The 15049-nt window shown below is 48.2% G+C and carries 17 protein-coding genes; 6 read left to right on the top strand and 11 right to left on the bottom strand.

Features of this window, described 5'->3' with window-relative positions; genetic code table 11:
• Positions 1-20: 20 nt before the first annotated feature.
• Positions 21-836: a glycogen/starch synthase gene (locus NFR61_RS05230; protein WP_251621350.1), complete on the bottom strand. Its 816-nt coding sequence runs from the start codon at positions 834-836 to the stop codon at positions 21-23.
• A 137-nt stretch (positions 837-973) separates the two neighbouring features.
• Here NFR61_RS05230 and NFR61_RS05225 point away from each other — a divergent pair, with 137 nt between their 5' ends.
• The 4 genes from NFR61_RS05225 to pyrF are packed head-to-tail and all read left to right on the top strand — an operon-like array spanning position 974 to position 3780.
• A complete protein-coding gene (locus NFR61_RS05225) occupies positions 974-1327 on the top strand; it encodes a YraN family protein (RefSeq protein WP_251621348.1) in 354 nt (117 codons plus the stop codon).
• Between the two features lie 34 nt (positions 1328-1361).
• Positions 1362-1775 carry an OsmC family protein gene (locus NFR61_RS05220; RefSeq protein WP_251621346.1) on the top strand — a complete coding sequence of 138 codons (414 nt, stop codon included), beginning with the start codon at positions 1362-1364 and terminating at the stop codon, positions 1773-1775.
• Between the two features lie 59 nt (positions 1776-1834).
• Positions 1835-2941 (top strand): peptide chain release factor 1, encoded by a 1107-nt coding sequence (gene prfA, locus NFR61_RS05215; RefSeq protein ID WP_251621343.1) that lies wholly within the window; start codon positions 1835-1837, stop codon positions 2939-2941.
• Between the two features lie 11 nt (positions 2942-2952).
• On the top strand, positions 2953-3780 hold the full coding sequence (gene pyrF / locus NFR61_RS05210; RefSeq protein ID WP_251621340.1) for an orotidine-5'-phosphate decarboxylase: 828 nt from the start codon (positions 2953-2955) through the stop codon (positions 3778-3780).
• Here the strand turns inward: pyrF and NFR61_RS05205 are convergent.
• Together NFR61_RS05205 and NFR61_RS05200 are read right to left on the bottom strand one after the other, a co-directional pair.
• A complete protein-coding gene (locus tag NFR61_RS05205) occupies positions 3775-4599 on the bottom strand; it encodes an HAD-IIB family hydrolase (RefSeq protein ID WP_251621338.1) in 825 nt (274 codons plus the stop codon). The two genes, pyrF and NFR61_RS05205, sit on opposite strands and share 6 nt — an antisense overlap.
• 12 nt (positions 4600-4611) lie before the next feature.
• Positions 4612-5472, bottom strand: a complete 861-nt coding sequence (locus NFR61_RS05200; RefSeq protein WP_251621336.1) for a pyridoxamine kinase — start codon at positions 5470-5472, stop codon at positions 4612-4614.
• A gap of 214 nt (positions 5473-5686) precedes the next feature.
• On the opposite strand from NFR61_RS05200, the gene NFR61_RS05195 reads away from it, so the two are divergent.
• Positions 5687-7873 carry a glutamine synthetase III family protein gene (locus tag NFR61_RS05195; RefSeq protein ID WP_251621334.1) on the top strand — a complete coding sequence of 729 codons (2187 nt, stop codon included), beginning with the start codon at positions 5687-5689 and terminating at the stop codon, positions 7871-7873.
• A gap of 57 nt (positions 7874-7930) precedes the next feature.
• Here the strand turns inward: NFR61_RS05195 and NFR61_RS05190 are convergent, their stop codons facing one another.
• The 4 genes from NFR61_RS05190 to NFR61_RS05175 form a co-directional block, all read right to left on the bottom strand.
• Entirely contained in the window at positions 7931-8356 is a 426-nt protein-coding gene (locus tag NFR61_RS05190) for a DUF4890 domain-containing protein (protein ID WP_251621332.1), read from the bottom strand.
• A 68-nt stretch (positions 8357-8424) separates the two neighbouring features.
• A complete protein-coding gene (locus NFR61_RS05185; protein ID WP_251621329.1) occupies positions 8425-9306 on the bottom strand; it encodes a class I SAM-dependent methyltransferase in 882 nt (293 codons plus the stop codon).
• Positions 9303-10814: a GH3 auxin-responsive promoter family protein gene (locus tag NFR61_RS05180; RefSeq protein ID WP_251621319.1), complete on the bottom strand. Its 1512-nt coding sequence runs from the start codon at positions 10812-10814 to the stop codon at positions 9303-9305. The genes NFR61_RS05185 and NFR61_RS05180 overlap by 4 nt, the downstream gene beginning before the upstream one ends.
• Position 10815: 1 nt before the next feature.
• Entirely contained in the window at positions 10816-11418 is a 603-nt protein-coding gene (locus NFR61_RS05175; RefSeq protein WP_251621315.1) for a ribonuclease HII, read from the bottom strand.
• A 75-nt stretch (positions 11419-11493) separates the two neighbouring features.
• Here NFR61_RS05175 and NFR61_RS05170 point away from each other — a divergent pair, with 75 nt between their 5' ends.
• Positions 11494-11958 (top strand): DUF4268 domain-containing protein, encoded by a 465-nt coding sequence (locus tag NFR61_RS05170; RefSeq protein ID WP_251621314.1) that lies wholly within the window; start codon positions 11494-11496, stop codon positions 11956-11958.
• Positions 11959-12016: 58 nt separating this feature from the next.
• Here NFR61_RS05170 and NFR61_RS05165 read toward each other — a convergent pair whose 3' ends face one another.
• The 4 genes from NFR61_RS05165 to NFR61_RS05150 are packed head-to-tail and all read right to left on the bottom strand — an operon-like array spanning position 12017 to position 14682.
• On the bottom strand, positions 12017-12568 hold the full coding sequence (locus NFR61_RS05165; protein WP_251621313.1) for a 2-oxoacid:acceptor oxidoreductase family protein: 552 nt from the start codon (positions 12566-12568) through the stop codon (positions 12017-12019).
• Between the two features lie 12 nt (positions 12569-12580).
• Entirely contained in the window at positions 12581-13345 is a 765-nt protein-coding gene (locus tag NFR61_RS05160; RefSeq protein WP_420910105.1) for a thiamine pyrophosphate-dependent enzyme, read from the bottom strand.
• 4 nt (positions 13346-13349) lie between these two features.
• Positions 13350-14438 carry a 3-methyl-2-oxobutanoate dehydrogenase subunit VorB gene (locus NFR61_RS05155; RefSeq protein WP_251621311.1) on the bottom strand — a complete coding sequence of 363 codons (1089 nt, stop codon included), beginning with the start codon at positions 14436-14438 and terminating at the stop codon, positions 13350-13352.
• Between the two features lie 16 nt (positions 14439-14454).
• A complete protein-coding gene (locus NFR61_RS05150; protein WP_251621308.1) occupies positions 14455-14682 on the bottom strand; it encodes a 4Fe-4S dicluster domain-containing protein in 228 nt (75 codons plus the stop codon).
• Positions 14683-15049 lie beyond the last annotated feature (367 nt).

Here is a 15049-nt window from a genome sequence, read left to right as displayed (position 1 = left end):
TTTTATATAAACAGTTTTTTTTATTTCTGGGCATCCATGATTTTATCGAAGAAATCGGAGTAGACGTCGATGTATTCTTCTTTGTTCGGGTATTCGAGCACCGGTTTTTGGGTATTGACCGCGTAGTCTTTTAATTCCGGAGAGAGGTCGGGCGTGTTCAGGATGATGCCGTCTGCGTAGGAAAATGCCAATTTGTTGATGTTGTCATACGTCGGTTCTTTCACCTGCGCCACGTCTTTGGCAACGACGCTGCCCGTCAGTATTTTTTTGTGAAAACTTTTCTTCAGGCTTCCTTCAAAATAATCGTCAGAGGTGGAATATACTACCTGCGAGCGGGCGAACATGGGGTCGTCGAAGTATTCTTTTTTCAGATAAAGGGGAATTAAAGCCGTAAACCATCCCTGGCAATAGATTAAATCCGGATCCCATCTGAGCTTCTTGACGGTCTCTAAGACTCCTCTTGCAAAGAAAATGGCTCTTTCGTCGTTGTCTTCGTAGAAGACGCCTTGATCGTCCCGGACAATTTGCCTATGGTGGAAGTAGTCTTCATTGTCGATGAAGTATACTTGCATGCGGGCGGCTTGTATGGAGGCAACTTTGATAATCAAAGGGTGGTCCGTGTCGTTGATGATGAGGTTCATCCCCGATAAACGAATGACTTCGTGCAACTGGTTGCGTCTTTCGTTAATGCAACCGAAACGCGGCATGAATGTGCGGATTTCTTTTCCTTTTTCCTGTATGCCTTGAGGTAAATATCTTCCGATGTGAGACATTTCCGTTTCGGGTAAATAAGGCATTATTTCCGAGGATATAAATAAGACTCTTTTTTTAGACATAGACGGTAGTTTTCTAAAAACCATACAAAGATATACAATAAAGTTTAGAAATTCAAAAGTAAAATTGCCGAAATCTTTCTGTGAGGGCAGGTATTGTTGTTCCCGTTTTTTTATTTATTTTTGGTTAAAACTTTTGCATGATGACGAAGGCGGATATAGGTTGTGACGGAGAGAAAAGGGCTGCGGAGTATCTGGAAGCCGGGGGATATGTTATATTGGAGCGCAATTGGCGGATAGGGCATAAGGAGGTGGATATAATATGTACGGACGGAAAGTGTGTCATTATTGTAGAAGTGAAGACCCGCCGGAACGGGACGGAATATCCCGCCGAGTTGATGGACAGGAAAAAGAAGCGTAATTTGCTGGCGGCGGGTGCGGCCTATCTGGAACGGCGTCGGTTGGTCAGGGAGTTGCGGTTTGATTTGGTACTTGTGGATGCGGAGAGCGGGGCGGTGGAGCATTTCCCGGAGGCGATACAGGTGTTTGATTAGAGATAAATGATGTATTAATTAATAATTGAAAGAAATGGCAACAGTAAAAGCAAGGTATTTAGGAGGATTAAGAGTAGAGTGTGAACATCTTCAGAGCGGCACGAAGATTGTGACGGACGCTCCCGTGGACAATCACGGGAAGGGGGAGGCTTTTTCCCCGACGGATTTATGTGCAACGTCTTTGGCGGCGTGTATGATGACGACGATGGGGATTTATGCGGATAATGCGGGGATTGACCTGACGGGGACGGAGATTGAAATTACCAAGAAAATGGCGCAGGAGCCCCACCGGAGAATTGGGGAGGTGGAGATTGTGTTTCACATGCCCGACCGGGAGTTTTCCGATAAGCACAAGACAGCTTTGGAAAGGACGACGAAGAGCTGTGCGGTTCATTTCAGCCTGAGCGAGCAGCTGATACAGAATGTCCGGCTGGAGTGGAAGAAGTAGGGGATTTATTTCGTGTAAAAAATATTATTTTTGTCGTGAAATTATAGAAAACCGAGTACATGGAGAATCCGCTGTTAGAGAAATTGGAGACGTATTATATCCGTTTCCGGGAAATCGGACAATTGATCACAGACCCTGATGTGATTCAGGATATGAAGCGTTATGTGCGTTTGACGAAAGAGTATAAGGAGTTGGAGGAGATTACGGCGGTGGCGGACCGTTATGCGGCGGCTTGCCGGACCGTGGAGGAGTCGCGGGAGATTCTGGCGTCGGAGAGTGATAAGGAGTTGCGGGAAATGGCGCAGATGGAGCTGGATGAACTGACAGAGAAGTTGCCGGAGATGGAGCAGCAGATAAAGATGTTGTTGATTCCGGCAGAGCCGGAGGACAGTAAGAATGCCATCCTGGAAATCCGGGGAGGTACGGGCGGTGATGAGGCGTGTCTTTTTGCGGGGGATTTGTTTCGGATGTATGTGAGGTTTTGTGAAAAGCAGGGATGGAAACTGGAGGTGACGAATGCGAATGAGGGGACGGCCGGCGGATACAAGGAGATTGTGGCCAGCGTGTCCGGAAGCGGGGTGTACGGGATTTTAAAGTATGAGTCGGGTGTGCATCGGGTGCAGCGGGTGCCGGAGACGGAGACGCAGGGACGGGTGCATACTTCGGCGGCGACGGTTGCCGTGTTGCCGGAGGCGGAGGAGTTTGACGTACAAATCAATGAGGGGGAGATTAAATGGGATACTTTCCGTTCGAGCGGGGCGGGAGGACAGAATGTGAACAAGGTGGAATCGGGTGTGCGTTTGCGGTATATGTGGAAGAATCCGAATACAGGGGTGGCGGAGGAGATATTGATTGAGTGTACGGAGACGCGCGACCAACCGAAAAATAAAGAGCGGGCGCTGACCCGGTTGCGTTCTTTTATTTACGATAAGGAGCATCAGAAGTATCTCGACGATATATCTGCCAAGAGACGGACGATGGTGTCTACCGGCGACAGGTCGGCCAAAATCCGGACTTATAATTATCCCCAGGGACGGGTGACGGACCACCGCATTAATTTTACCCTGTATAATCTGGCGGCCGTGATGGACGGGGAGATTGATGAGATTATCGAGAAATTGCAGATAGAGGAGAATACCGAGCGCTTGAAAGCAAGCGGTCTTTAAAATAGATTATTATGAATTATACGGAACTTTTTGAACAGATAAAGAAGAAAAAGTCGTTTTTGTGTGTGGGGCTTGACTCCGATATAGATAAACTCCCGCCTCATTTGTCGGGAGAGGAGGATCCTGTTTTTGAGTTTAATAAACGGATTGTGGATGCTACGGCGGCCGTGACGGTGGCTTACAAGCCGAATATCGCTTTTTACGAGAGCCGCAGTGTAGAGGGTTGGATTAGCCTGCAAAAGACGGTGCGTTATATTAAGGAGCATTATCCGGAAATATTGATTATTGCCGATGCCAAAAGGGGAGATATCGGAAATACTTCCCGCATGTATGCCAAGGCGTTTCTGGAGACGTTCGATTTTGACGCGATTACCGTTGCTCCTTATATGGGAGAGGATTCGGTTACGCCTTTTCTGGAGTATAAGAATAAATGGGTGATATTGCTGGCATTGACGTCCAACAAGGGGGCGTTTGATTTCCAGTTTTTTGAAAATGGGGGTGAGAAGTTGTATGAGAAGGTGCTGACGAAATCCCAGGAGTGGGGAAATAAAGAGAATATGATGTATGTGGTCGGTGCGACGAAAGCGGAGATGCTGGGAGGTATCCGCCGGATTATTCCGGACCATTTTCTGTTGGTGCCGGGTGTGGGTGCGCAGGGCGGAAGTCTGGAAGAGGTTGCCAAATACGGTATGAATGCTCATTGCGGGCTTATCGTAAATTCTTCCAGAGGTATTATTTTTGCCGACAAGACCGAGAATTTTGCCGTTCGGGCAGGGGAAGAAGCCTGCAAGCTCCAACGGGAGATGGAGGCTTTACTGAAGGAGTATCACGTGTTATAATTCCAGTTTCCATATTTTGGATACACATTCCGTAAATCCGTTGTTTCTGTCGGAAGCAACGGATTTATAGCATGCTTTGAGTTGCTCCGGCGCGTTGGCGACAACGTAGCTTTGGGCACAGATGTCAAGAAAGTCCGTATCGTTGTAGTCGTTGCCAATACCGGCGCATTCTTCTCCGGAGAGGTGAAGCATCCGCAGTAATTCACGACAGGTGTAGCCTTTGTTGATGCCGCGGGGATATATTTCCAGCCAGATGGCTTTGTAGTCGAAAGGGGAGGTGGAACGGAGGACGGAGTAGCCGGGCAGTTCCTTTTTGATTTTTTCGATTAATTTTATTTGTTCGGGATGCAGGATAAGGATTATTTGAGAGGCGGCGGTTTTTATTTCCGCGCTGTTTTGAATAATGGTCCCGAATTCCTGAAATTTTTCCACCCTTCTTTGAAAGTCGGTGTGTTTGGGATAGATGTCGGTATAATAAAAGTAATGGTTGTCCGGTATTTCCTGCTGAATGGTGAAATTGATGTTGTAATTCCACAGGTAATCGGCGATGTCTTGCGTTTCTTTCCGGCTGATGTGATGACTTACGAGGATTTTCTTGTCCTGCCAGCGCATGATGCCCGTGCCGGAGGAGAATATGAGGTAGTCGATAGGGAAATCATCCGGCAGGAATTTTCGGGCGGCAAACAGTGTTCTGCCGGTTGCGATGATTCGGAAGACATGATGGTTGCCCAATTGTTTGAGTGTATTGATCGTGGCGGTGCTGATGTTTTCGCCCTGCGGCAGAATGGTTCCGTCCAAATCCGTAATAATGGCTTTCATTCGGGCAAGGGCTTAAAAGGGGAGTAATTCATACCGGGAGTGCGGTAACGGCTCATTCAGATAATGCAATACTTTTTCCTGACAGATGCCGTCCAACGGGGGACAGTTGTAGTTGAACGTGGTTTTGATGCCCATATTGACGAAGTAGACGGCACGGTCTACGGCTTCGGGCAGGCTGTCACCGTTCAGCAGGCAGCCGGTGATGACACTGGCAAAAGCGTCGCCCGTTCCGGGATAAGACGCGGGTATGTAGTCGCCGATGACCTGCCATGTGCGGTTGTCCGTCCGGCTGTAGGCGATGGTGTTGGTGTTTTTCTCATTTTCGGAAGGAGCGGAGGTGATGATGACGTATTCGGGCCCTTCGTGGCTGAGTTGCTTGCACCAGTCGGCGGCTTCCCGCAAAGAAACGTGCCGGTTGTCGTTTTTGCCTAAAAGAAAAGCGGCTTCCGTCAAGTTGGGCGTGATGATGCCGGCTTTGCGGCAGAGGCGGCGCATACCCTCTACCATGAGGGGGTCCATCCCCGGGTAGAGCTGGTGATGGTCACCCAAGACCGGATCTACTAAAATGAAATTATCGGGTGTCTTAAAGTCGTCGAAGAAGCGGGAAACGATGTCCATTTGTTTTACGGAGGCCAGATAGCCGGAATAGAGGGCATGGAAAGAGAGATGAAGTTCTTTCCAATGTTCTATAATTGAGGTCATGTGGTCGGTTAAATCCAGGCATCGAAAGTTTTTGTATTCGCTGTGTGCCGATAGTATGGCCGTGGGTAAGGGGCATACCTGATATCCCATGTTTGATAAGATAGGAATGGCTACTGTCAGTGATGCTCTTCCGTAACCCGATAAGTCATGAATTGCCGCGACTTTTTTCATACGATTCGTTTTTCCGCTACAAAAGTATAATAAAGAAATGAGATGAAATATAGATGATTGAAATAATGTTATTGATAGGGGTATGTTGTATAAAATGAAGTATTTTTCACATTAACGTGAATTTTATAGGGGTGATTTGTTTGAAAAATAATATTATTTATAAATTTGTATTCAAGAAAGAGGGGTGTGGTGAATAATTTTAATATTAATAGTTATGGCAAAAATCAGATTTTCGGCGTTGAAAGAATTGTCCGGACATGTGCCGGGGGAGAAGTTAAAAAGACAACGCATTTCTGTGGTGTATGGTGCGGATGTGCTTACTATGGATAAGATGAGGCATTATCTTTCCGTGGAGGCTTTCCGTGAATTGGAAAAAATCATGCAGGAGGGGGGAGCTATCAACCGGACATTGGCGGACCAGGTGGCAGCGGCGATGAAGACATGGGCCGTGGAGAAGGGGGCGACGCATTATACCCATTGGTTTCATCCGTTGAATGGTGCTACGGCGGAGAAACACGATAGTTTTATCGATATATTGAAAGACGGGAGCGTGATAGAGGCGTTTGACGGGAAGTTGCTGGTGCAGCAGGAGCCCGATGCTTCGAGTTTTCCGAACGGGGGTATCCGGAATACGTTTGAGGCCCGCGGATATACTGCCTGGGATCCCGGCTCGCCTGCTTTTATAAATAACAATACGTTGTGTATACCTACTGTTTTTGTGGCCTATACGGGAGAAGCGCTGGATTATAAGACGCCGATGCTGAAGGCTTTGTCGTTGGTGGATAAGGCGGCCGTGGAGGTGTGCCAGTATTTTGACAAGGACGTACGGAAAGTGGTTGCGACGCTGGGGTGGGAGCAGGAGTATTTTCTGGTAGATGAGGCGTTGTTTGATGCCCGTCCGGATTTGAAGTTGTGCGGACGGACGCTGATGGGGCATTCGGCAGCGAAGGACCAGCAGCTGGAGGACCATTATTTCGGGGCGATACCCGAACGGGTGAATGCTTTCATGGATGAGTTGGAATACGAATGCCACCGTTTGGGGATTCCGGTGAAAACCCGCCATAATGAGTGTGCCCCCAACCAGTTTGAGCTGGCACCGGTTTTTGAGGAGGCGAATCTGGCGGTAGACCATAACCAGTTGCTGATGTCTACGATGAAGCGTGTGGCACGGCATCATCATTTCCGGGTGCTTTTGCATGAAAAACCGTTTAAAGGTATCAATGGTTCCGGAAAGCATAATAACTGGTCGCTATTGACGGATACGGGGGTGAATCTGTTGTCTCCGGGAAAGAATCCGAAATCCAATATGCAGTTTCTTGTTTTCCTGGTTGCTACGACGAAAGCTGTATTGGAGCACGAGGCTTTGCTCAAGGCGTGTATTGTTTCGTTAGGGAATGAGCATCGTTTGGGCGGGGATGAGGCACCTCCCGTGATTATGTCCGTATTTTTGGGACAACAGTTGGATTCTATTTTGGACGAGATAGAAACGAAGGTCAGCAGCAAGAAGATGAGTCCGGACGAGAAGACGGAGTTGAAGTTGAATGTGGGTAAGATTCCGGAGATTATGCGGGATAATACGGACCGTAACCGGACGTCACCGTTTGCTTTTACCGGCAACCGCTTTGAGTTCCGGGCTGTCGGTTCTTCGGCAAACTGCGGGGCACCGATGATTGTGCTGAATACAGCCGTAGCGGAGCAGTTGATGGCATTCAAGAAGGAGACAGATGCCCTGATAGATAAGGGAGTGAAGAAAGACGAGGCTATATTTCAAACGCTACGCAAGTATATTATCGGCTGTAAGAAAATCCGTTTTGAAGGAAACGGTTACAGTAAAGAGTGGAAAGAGGAGGCTGCCCGCCGGGGATTGTCGGTGGAGAGTGGTTGTGTAGGGGCGTTGAAGGCTTATTTGTCTCCAAAGGCTAAATCTTTGCTTGTGGGGCATGGGATTTTTACGGAGAGAGAGTTGCAGGCCCGTTTTGAAATCAGGAACGAGACTTATTTAAAGAAGTTACAGATAGAGTCCCGGGTGTTGGGGGATTTGGCACTGAATCATATAATCCCGACGGCTATAGCCTATCAGAATACGCTGATTGAGAATGTCAGGGGATTGAAAGAGATATTGCCGGATATGTATGCCGAGGTAGGGCATGTGCAGTTGGAAAGTATTCAGGAAATATCCCGCCATATCCATGAAATTCAAACAATGGTCGTGGAGATGACGGAAGCCCGGAAGTTTGCCAATAATACTTATGCCAATGAAGTGGAGAGGGCGGAGGTTTATTCTGACACGGTGAAACCGTATATGGAGAAGATTCGCTATCATATCGATAAGCTGGAATTGATGGTGAGTGATGAGATGTGGCCTTTGCCGAAGTACAGAGAGCTTCTTTTCTCTAAATGACAGGTTATAAAAATTCCCAGAAGGTTATTCTGGGAATTTTTTATAGAACGTATTTCGTTACCGGCGGCGTCTTCTTTCCATAGGAGCTTGGTCGGGACCTTCCGGCCTGCGTTTCCTGCCCCATTCTTCCCGACGCTTCTTTTCATTTTCCTTGTACGTGTTGTACTGTTCTTCCGTAAGCACTTTTTTCAATTGGGCATCCATTGCTTCCCGTTCCTTCTTCATCTGTTCGCGCATCTGTTCGCGGTTCTCTTTCTCCTTTTTGAAACTTTCGTTTCTTTTTTTGAACGAGTCGGTAAAATAAGTTTTCAGTTCGCTTTGTTGTTGCTCTGTCAATTGAAGTTCGTTGTTCAGACGTTCAATCATGTTCTCTGCCTGTTGTTCGGGAGAGTGTTGGTCGCGGGGGCCTTTTTGTTGAGAACATCCCCCTGTTGCCAATAATGTCAAAAAGAGGGCGGATAGAAATAAAATCTTTTTCATCATGTGTTGTTTTATTTATATGTTTTTGTTTCACATACCAATATGACAACAAACGGGGATGAAAGTTTATTTTAACGCCAAAAGCGGTAATATACGCCTAACGGAAGGGATTTGCCATATGAATCGGTAAAAAACAGTTCGCCGAAGTTCTCTCCCGTACATTCTCCCACCAATTGGTGTACGGTGGTGCGTGCCAGCATGGCGGATAATCCCATGGAATACAGGTTCAGTACCAAAAAGCTGTTTCGGGGTTCCAGTAATTGGCGGCATAGGCCGAGCAGTTCGTTCAGGTTTTCTTCGAGAATCCATTTCTCCCCTTCGGGGCCGCGTCCGTAGGCGGGAGGGTCAAGGATGATACCGTTGTATTTTTTACCCCGTTTCACTTCCCGTCGGGCGAATTTCAGCGCATCGTCCACAATCCAGCGGATGCCGTCGATGCCGGAAGCCTCCATGTTTTCCCGCGCCCAGGTGATGACCGGTTTGACGGAATCCACATGGGTGACATCCGCTCCGGCGCTCCGGGCTGCCAGCGAGGCGCCGCCGGTGTAGGCGAAAAGGTTTAGTACGCGGGCGGAGGTACCGATTTTTTTGACTTGGTCGTAAATGAAGTTCCAGTTTTCGGCTTGTTCAGGAAATAAACCGACGTGCTTGAATGACGTGAGGCCGAGGCGCATGCGGAGGTGCATCTCTTTGTAATTGTAATTAATGAACCATTGCTGGGGCATGGAAGGGCGGGTTATCCATTCTCCCCGTTCTTCATTGCGTTTGTCCTTGCGGAAGTAAGCGGTTGCCTGCCTGTTCCATTCGTCGTCGGACAGGGATTTGTTCCAAATGGCCTGAGGCTCCGGGCGGGCTGTGATATACCGGCCGAAGCGTTCTAGTTTTTCAAAGTTACCGCTGTCTATTAATTCGTAGTCTTTCCAGTCTTGTGGCGTCAGGAGTTGTATGTTCATGCTTGTTCGTTCATTTTCAATAATTCTTCGATATGGGTCCGGTCGTTCCACAGTCGGGGGACTTTATGCTGACCGCCCAGTTTGCCTTTTTCTTTCAGCCAGTCGTTGAAGAGATGGGGGCGGGCGATGTGTAGTTTGAGCCGTTCGAGCGACAATAAGCGTTTGGCTTCGTAGTCGGAATTGAGCTTTTGGAGTTCCGCATCCAATAGGTCGGCAAATTGTTCCGGATTGGCAGGCGGGGTTGCAAATTCGATTAACCATTCGTGGGCGCCTTTTTTCCCTTCTTCCATGAAAATGGGGGCGGCGGTAAATTCGTACATGCTGCTTCCTGTTTTCTGGCAGGTTTCCTGCAAAGCCCGGAGCGCGTTGTCGATGATGAGTTCTTCGCCGAAAGCGTTGATGAATAGTTTGGTGCGTCCGGTGATTTTAAACTTGTAGGGCGATGTGGAGGTAAACATGATGGTATCGCCAATCATGTATCGCCACAGTCCGCCGTTGGTCGTGATGACAAGGGCATAATTGACACCGGTTTTTATTTCTTCCAGTAGCAAGGTCTTGGGGGCGGTTTTCCCCACTTCGCTCATGGGCATAAATTCGTAATATATCCCGTAATCCAGCATCAGGAGCATGGCGGGATCGTCCGGGTTGTCCTGTATGCCGAAAAAGCCTTCCGAAGCGTTGTAGGTCTCGAGGTATTTCATTTTCGGGTCGGGAAGCAGGCGCTTGTACTGCTCTTTATAAGGCCCGAAACTGATGCCTCCGTGGATGAATAGTTCCAGATTGGGCCATACTTCGTGTAGATTGTTTTTCCCAGTCTTCTCCAGGATTTTATTGATTAGCGTGAGGAACCAGGAAGGAACGCCGGCCAAACAGCGTACGTCCTCTTTGATGGTCGTTTCGCATATCTTTTCGATTTTCTCCTCCCAATTGCTCATGAGCATAATGGAGGCGTCGGGCGTTTTCATAAAGTTGGCCCAGAAAGGTGTGTTGGAAATTAGGATGGCGGAAAGGTCTCCGTATTGGCAATGGGTATTGGTGGCGCTGATTTCGCTGCTTCCGCCGAGTGCGAGCGTTTTGCCGTTGAATACCTGGGCATCGGGGTGCTGACGGTTAAAGAGGGCGACGACGTCTTTTCCGCCCCGGAAATGGCAGTTGTCAAGGGATGCCGGCGAAACCGGAATGAATTTGCTTTTGGCGTCGGTTGTCCCGGAGGATTTGGCAAACCATTTGATTTCTTCATGCCAGAGCAGGTTTTGCTGTCCGTTCATGGTGGCATTAATTTGCTCTCGGATATCTTCGTATTGGATGACAGGCAAGCGTTCCCGGTATTGTTCCGGCGTATAAATCGTATGGAAGCGGTATTTTTTCCCATATTCCGTGTTTGCTGCCGCGGTCAGCAGTTCCAGCAGAACGTCCCGCTGTACTTTGTGCGGATTGGCCTGGAAATAATCAATCTGGGACAACCGTTTGTAGGTGAGCAGCGAAATGAGTGAATTTATAAATGCCATATCAATCAAAATTAAGTTTCAATTGCGGATCGGTTAGATTAAAACTCCTCCGGTGGAAATCGGTTATGCCGAATTCCTTGATTTTGTCCCGATGTTCTTGCGTCGGGTAGCCTTTGTTTTGTTTCCAGTTGTACATGGGAAACTCTTTGTCCAACTTCTCCATGTATTCATCCCTGTGGGTTTTGGCAAGGATGGAAGCGGCGGCGATTGACATATATTTCCCGTCTCCTTTTACAATGCAGGAGTGGGGAATGTTTCGGTAAGGCTTGAATCTGTTTCCGTCTACGATGATGTATTGGGGGCGGAGGGTCAGTTGGTCTAACGCAAGGTGCATGCTTGCGATGGAAGCGTTGAGGATGTTTATTTCATCAATCTTGTGGTTATCGAGGGAAGCTACGGCCCATGCTGCGGCTTCGCTTTCGATGATGTAGCGCAATTTGTCCCGTTGCCGGGCGGACAGTTGTTTGGAGTCGTTTAGCAATTCATTGCTGAAATCGTCCGGAAGAATGACGGCGGCGGCAAAAACGGGGCCTGCCAGACAGCCTCTTCCGGCTTCGTCACATCCCGCTTCGATGTATGTCGGATTGAATTTTAAATCTAACATAGGCAATAGATTGTTAAAATTGTACCTTTGCAAAGGTAATATTTTCAGTTTTCAATATTCTATTTTGAGTGAGTTATGTTGAGTAAGGAGGAAGCGAAAGAGTTACGGATGAGTTTCTGGAGCGGTTTTAAGCGCTATTGTGCCAAACACCGGATTGGCAGGCGCTGGGTTTTGACGGGAGTGAAAATAAAGTCCGTTCAGTTGAAGTTTTTTGCGGATGTGCGAAAGGCGCTGGTGCTGTTTCAGATAGACCATAAGAACAGTTTGCGCCGTTACGAAGTGTATGAGTGCTTTTTGAGTTACCGGAAACTCATGTCGGAGTCTTGCGGAGCGGATTTGAAGTGGGAGGAGGATTATACGGGCATTGACGACCGGACGGTCAGTGCCATTTATTTTGAATTGCCTGATGTGAGCATTCAGCGTCCGGAGGATTGGGAGAGGATATATGCTTTCTTTGTGGAAAAGATGATATTGCTGGAGGAGGCGTACTGGGAGTACAGGGATTTGATAAATGAGCGGCTGAAAACCGAAAGGAGTTGAAAGTAAAGAGGGTGTCCGCAGCAACGGACACCCTCTCTTTATACATGGATAAAAAGGCTTATAGCTGATTGACGGTCTCAATGTGTCCCATGCCCATTTGTACCGCTTCGATGTTCATCGGAATCATGTTGTGGTGTCTTGGCGGCAGGGATTTTTTCAGTCCTTTTTCGATGTTCTCCAGTTTGACAACCGGTTTCACTTTCAGAAAAGCCCCGAGGATAATCATGTTGAATATCTTGGGATTTCCGCTTTCCGCAGCGAGGCGGGCGGCTTCCACCCGGTAGATGTTGATGTCTTTGCGGGTAGGATGGTGGGTGATGCCGTTCGGGTCATAAAGCAATGTCCCGCCCGGTTTTACCTGTGCTTCAAATTTATCCATGGATTGCTGGTTCAGGATAATGGCTGTGTCAAAACGTGTCAAAACGGGAGAGCTGATGCGCTCGTCGCTGATGATGACGGTCACATTGGCGGTACCTCCGCGCATTTCCGGGCCGTAAGAGGGCATCCAGGATACTTCCTGGTCCTGCATAATTCCGGAGTAAGCGAGGATTTTACCCATGGAAAGCACTCCCTGTCCTCCGAAGCCTGCTATAATAATTTCTTCAGTCATAGTTTTACGAATTTAAATATCTTTCATGTCTCCTAACGGATATTTTTCAAACATATTTTCGCGCATCCATTTGTTGGCTTCCACGGGGGATAATTTCCAACCGGAGTTGCAGGTACCCACGACTTCGACAAAAGAAGTCCCTTTGTTGAGGCGGGTGTTTTGGAATGCTTTCTTGATGGCGCTTTTGGCTTTTCTCACGGCTCCCGGCGTATCGGCGCTCTGGCGGGTGACATAGCAGGTGCCGTCAAGCTGTGCGAGCAGTTCCGTAATCTTCAGGGGGAAACCGTTTAATTTGGCATCCCGTCCGTAAGGAGTCGTGGCGGTCACCTGTCCCAAAAGGGTGGTGGGGGCCATTTGTCCTCCCGTCATACCGTAGATGGCGTTGTTGATAAAGATGATGACGATGTTTTCTCCTCTGTTGCAGGCGTGCATGATTTCCCCGCATCCGATGGAGGCCAAATCGCCGTCGCCCTGGTAGGTGAATACATATTTTTCAGGGTGCAGGCGGCTGATGGCGGTGGCAACGGCCGGTGCCCGCCCGTGAGCGGCTTCCGCCCAGTCGATGTCGATGTAGTTGTAGGCAAATACGCTGCATCCGACGGGAGAAACTCCGATGGTCTTGTCCTGTATGTCTAATTCTTCGATGACTTCTGCCACTAATTTGTGAACGACTCCGTGAGTACATCCCGGACAATAGTGCATGATGTTATCGGTAAGCAGAGAGGTCTTTCCGTAGACCAGATTCTCCGGTTTTACTATATCGTTAATGTCAATCATTGCATTAGGGTTTTAGGTTAAAGTTAGCTTTCAGCGCGTCTACTATCTCTTCCGGCGTAGGAACGACACCGCCCATACGTCCGTAGTGTTCCACGCGGGTCTTTCCGTTTACGGCGAGTCGCACGTCTTCCACCATTTGTCCGGCGCTCATCTCGACGGTGAGCATGCCTTTGGTCCGTTCGGCCATTTCCGCAATGGCACGGGTCGGGAAAGGATAGAGGGTAATGGGACGGAGCAAGCCGACTTTTATACCTTCCTGTCTTGCCAGCTCGATGGATTTTTGGCATATACGGGCGCTGGAGCCGTAGGCGATGAAAAGATATTCCGCGTCGTCGCAGTGTATTTTTTCAAACCGCACTTCTTTTTCTTCGATTTCCCGGTATTTGCGCTGTAGTTTTTCGTTGAACACTTCCTGTCGGTGGGCGTCCAGTTCCAACGACGTGACGATGTGGTGTCCGCGGGCTTTTTTCTTGCCCGTCAAAGCCCAGTCGCCGCTTATCTTTTCGATTTCTTCTTCCGTCCAGCGGGGTTTGTAGGGGGACAATTCCACTTTTTCCATCATCTGTCCGATGACGCCGTCAGCTAAAATCATCGCCGGGTTACGATATTTGAATGCCAGGTCAAAGCCCAGCGATACGAAGTCGTTCATTTCCTGCACCGACGCGGGAGCCAGGACAATCAGATGATAGTCCCCGTGTCCGCCGCCTTTGGTGGCCTGGAAATAGTCGCTCTGTGCCGGCTGGATGGTTCCCAGTCCGGGGCCTCCTCTGACCACATCGACAACCAAGCACGGCAATTCCGCGCCGGCGATATAAGTGAGGCCTTCCTGCATCAGGCTGACGCCGGGGCTGGACGAAGAGGTCATGACTTTCTTACCGCAGGCTGCTCCTCCGTATACCATGTTGATAGAGGCGATTTCGCTCTCTGCCTGCAACACCACCATTCCGGTTTCCTCCCACGGCTTTCTCAGCATGAGAGTTTCCATAACTTCCGATTGCGGGGTAATGGGATAGCCGAAATAACCGTCACATCCGCAGCGGATGGCGGCTTCAGCGATGACTTCATTACCCTTCATTAATTTTATTTCAGACATGTTCGGTCGTTTTATTTTATTGTACATTGATTTTGTAAACACTGATGACGGAATCCGGGCACACCATCGCGCAGCTTGCGCATCCGATGCAGGCTTCCGGTTCTTTCATATAAGCATAGTGGTAACCTTTTCCATTGACGTCGGGGTGGAGGTCGATTACCTTGGTCGGGCATGCGGCGACGCACAGACCGCAACCTTTGCATTTTTCGTTGTCTACAACGATTGCTCCTCTGAATTTAGCCATATCTAAAAAATTATAGATTATTTAATTAGTTGTGTTTGTAGATTCTGTATTGTAATCTTTTGCGGCTATAAAATTATATTTTAAAATGGATGGCACAAAGGAAATGGCATTTTTTTTACATCAGCCCGATATTTTGTTAAGGGGTGAATTTTGACCAAAAAAATGGTTGCCAAAACAGGTTTTTATGGGCAAAACGGTGAAAAAAATGACGTGAAATCGCTTTTGGAAACGATTGTTTATTAGAGGAATAACATGTTTTCGTGAAAAAGGTGGAAGATGGAACTCCACCAAAAAAAACGTAGGTTTAAAATGGCGGAGTTTCAGGTAATAATAAGCATCCAAAACCTATAATTGTAAATTTTGTAAA

The organism is Odoribacter lunatus, assembly GCF_943193135.1.
Lineage (GTDB): Bacteria > Bacteroidota > Bacteroidia > Bacteroidales > Marinifilaceae > Culturomica > Culturomica lunata.
Note: the sequence above shows the minus strand (reverse complement) of the source record. Positions and strands in the feature narration are given on the sequence as shown.

Excerpts from the sequence above, each read along its gene's own strand:
- NFR61_RS05230 (WP_251621350.1), bottom strand. The coding sequence starts at position 836 with ATGTCTAAAAAAAGAGTCTTATTTATATCCTCGGAAATAATGCCTTAT.
- NFR61_RS05225 (WP_251621348.1), top strand. The coding sequence starts at position 974 with ATGATGACGAAGGCGGATATAGGTTGTGACGGAGAGAAAAGGGCTGCG.
- NFR61_RS05220 (WP_251621346.1), top strand. The coding sequence starts at position 1,362 with ATGGCAACAGTAAAAGCAAGGTATTTAGGAGGATTAAGAGTAGAGTGT.
- prfA (WP_251621343.1), top strand. The coding sequence starts at position 1,835 with ATGGAGAATCCGCTGTTAGAGAAATTGGAGACGTATTATATCCGTTTC.
- pyrF (WP_251621340.1), top strand. The coding sequence starts at position 2,953 with ATGAATTATACGGAACTTTTTGAACAGATAAAGAAGAAAAAGTCGTTT.
- NFR61_RS05205 (WP_251621338.1), bottom strand. The coding sequence starts at position 4,599 with ATGAAAGCCATTATTACGGATTTGGACGGAACCATTCTGCCGCAGGGC.
- NFR61_RS05200 (WP_251621336.1), bottom strand. The coding sequence starts at position 5,472 with ATGAAAAAAGTCGCGGCAATTCATGACTTATCGGGTTACGGAAGAGCA.
- NFR61_RS05195 (WP_251621334.1), top strand. The coding sequence starts at position 5,687 with ATGGCAAAAATCAGATTTTCGGCGTTGAAAGAATTGTCCGGACATGTG.
- NFR61_RS05190 (WP_251621332.1), bottom strand. The coding sequence starts at position 8,356 with ATGATGAAAAAGATTTTATTTCTATCCGCCCTCTTTTTGACATTATTG.
- NFR61_RS05185 (WP_251621329.1), bottom strand. The coding sequence starts at position 9,306 with ATGAACATACAACTCCTGACGCCACAAGACTGGAAAGACTACGAATTA.
- NFR61_RS05180 (WP_251621319.1), bottom strand. The coding sequence starts at position 10,814 with ATGGCATTTATAAATTCACTCATTTCGCTGCTCACCTACAAACGGTTG.
- NFR61_RS05175 (WP_251621315.1), bottom strand. The coding sequence starts at position 11,418 with ATGTTAGATTTAAAATTCAATCCGACATACATCGAAGCGGGATGTGAC.
- NFR61_RS05170 (WP_251621314.1), top strand. The coding sequence starts at position 11,494 with ATGTTGAGTAAGGAGGAAGCGAAAGAGTTACGGATGAGTTTCTGGAGC.
- NFR61_RS05165 (WP_251621313.1), bottom strand. The coding sequence starts at position 12,568 with ATGACTGAAGAAATTATTATAGCAGGCTTCGGAGGACAGGGAGTGCTT.
- NFR61_RS05160 (WP_420910105.1), bottom strand. The coding sequence starts at position 13,345 with ATGATTGACATTAACGATATAGTAAAACCGGAGAATCTGGTCTACGGA.
- NFR61_RS05155 (WP_251621311.1), bottom strand. The coding sequence starts at position 14,438 with ATGTCTGAAATAAAATTAATGAAGGGTAATGAAGTCATCGCTGAAGCC.
- NFR61_RS05150 (WP_251621308.1), bottom strand. The coding sequence starts at position 14,682 with ATGGCTAAATTCAGAGGAGCAATCGTTGTAGACAACGAAAAATGCAAA.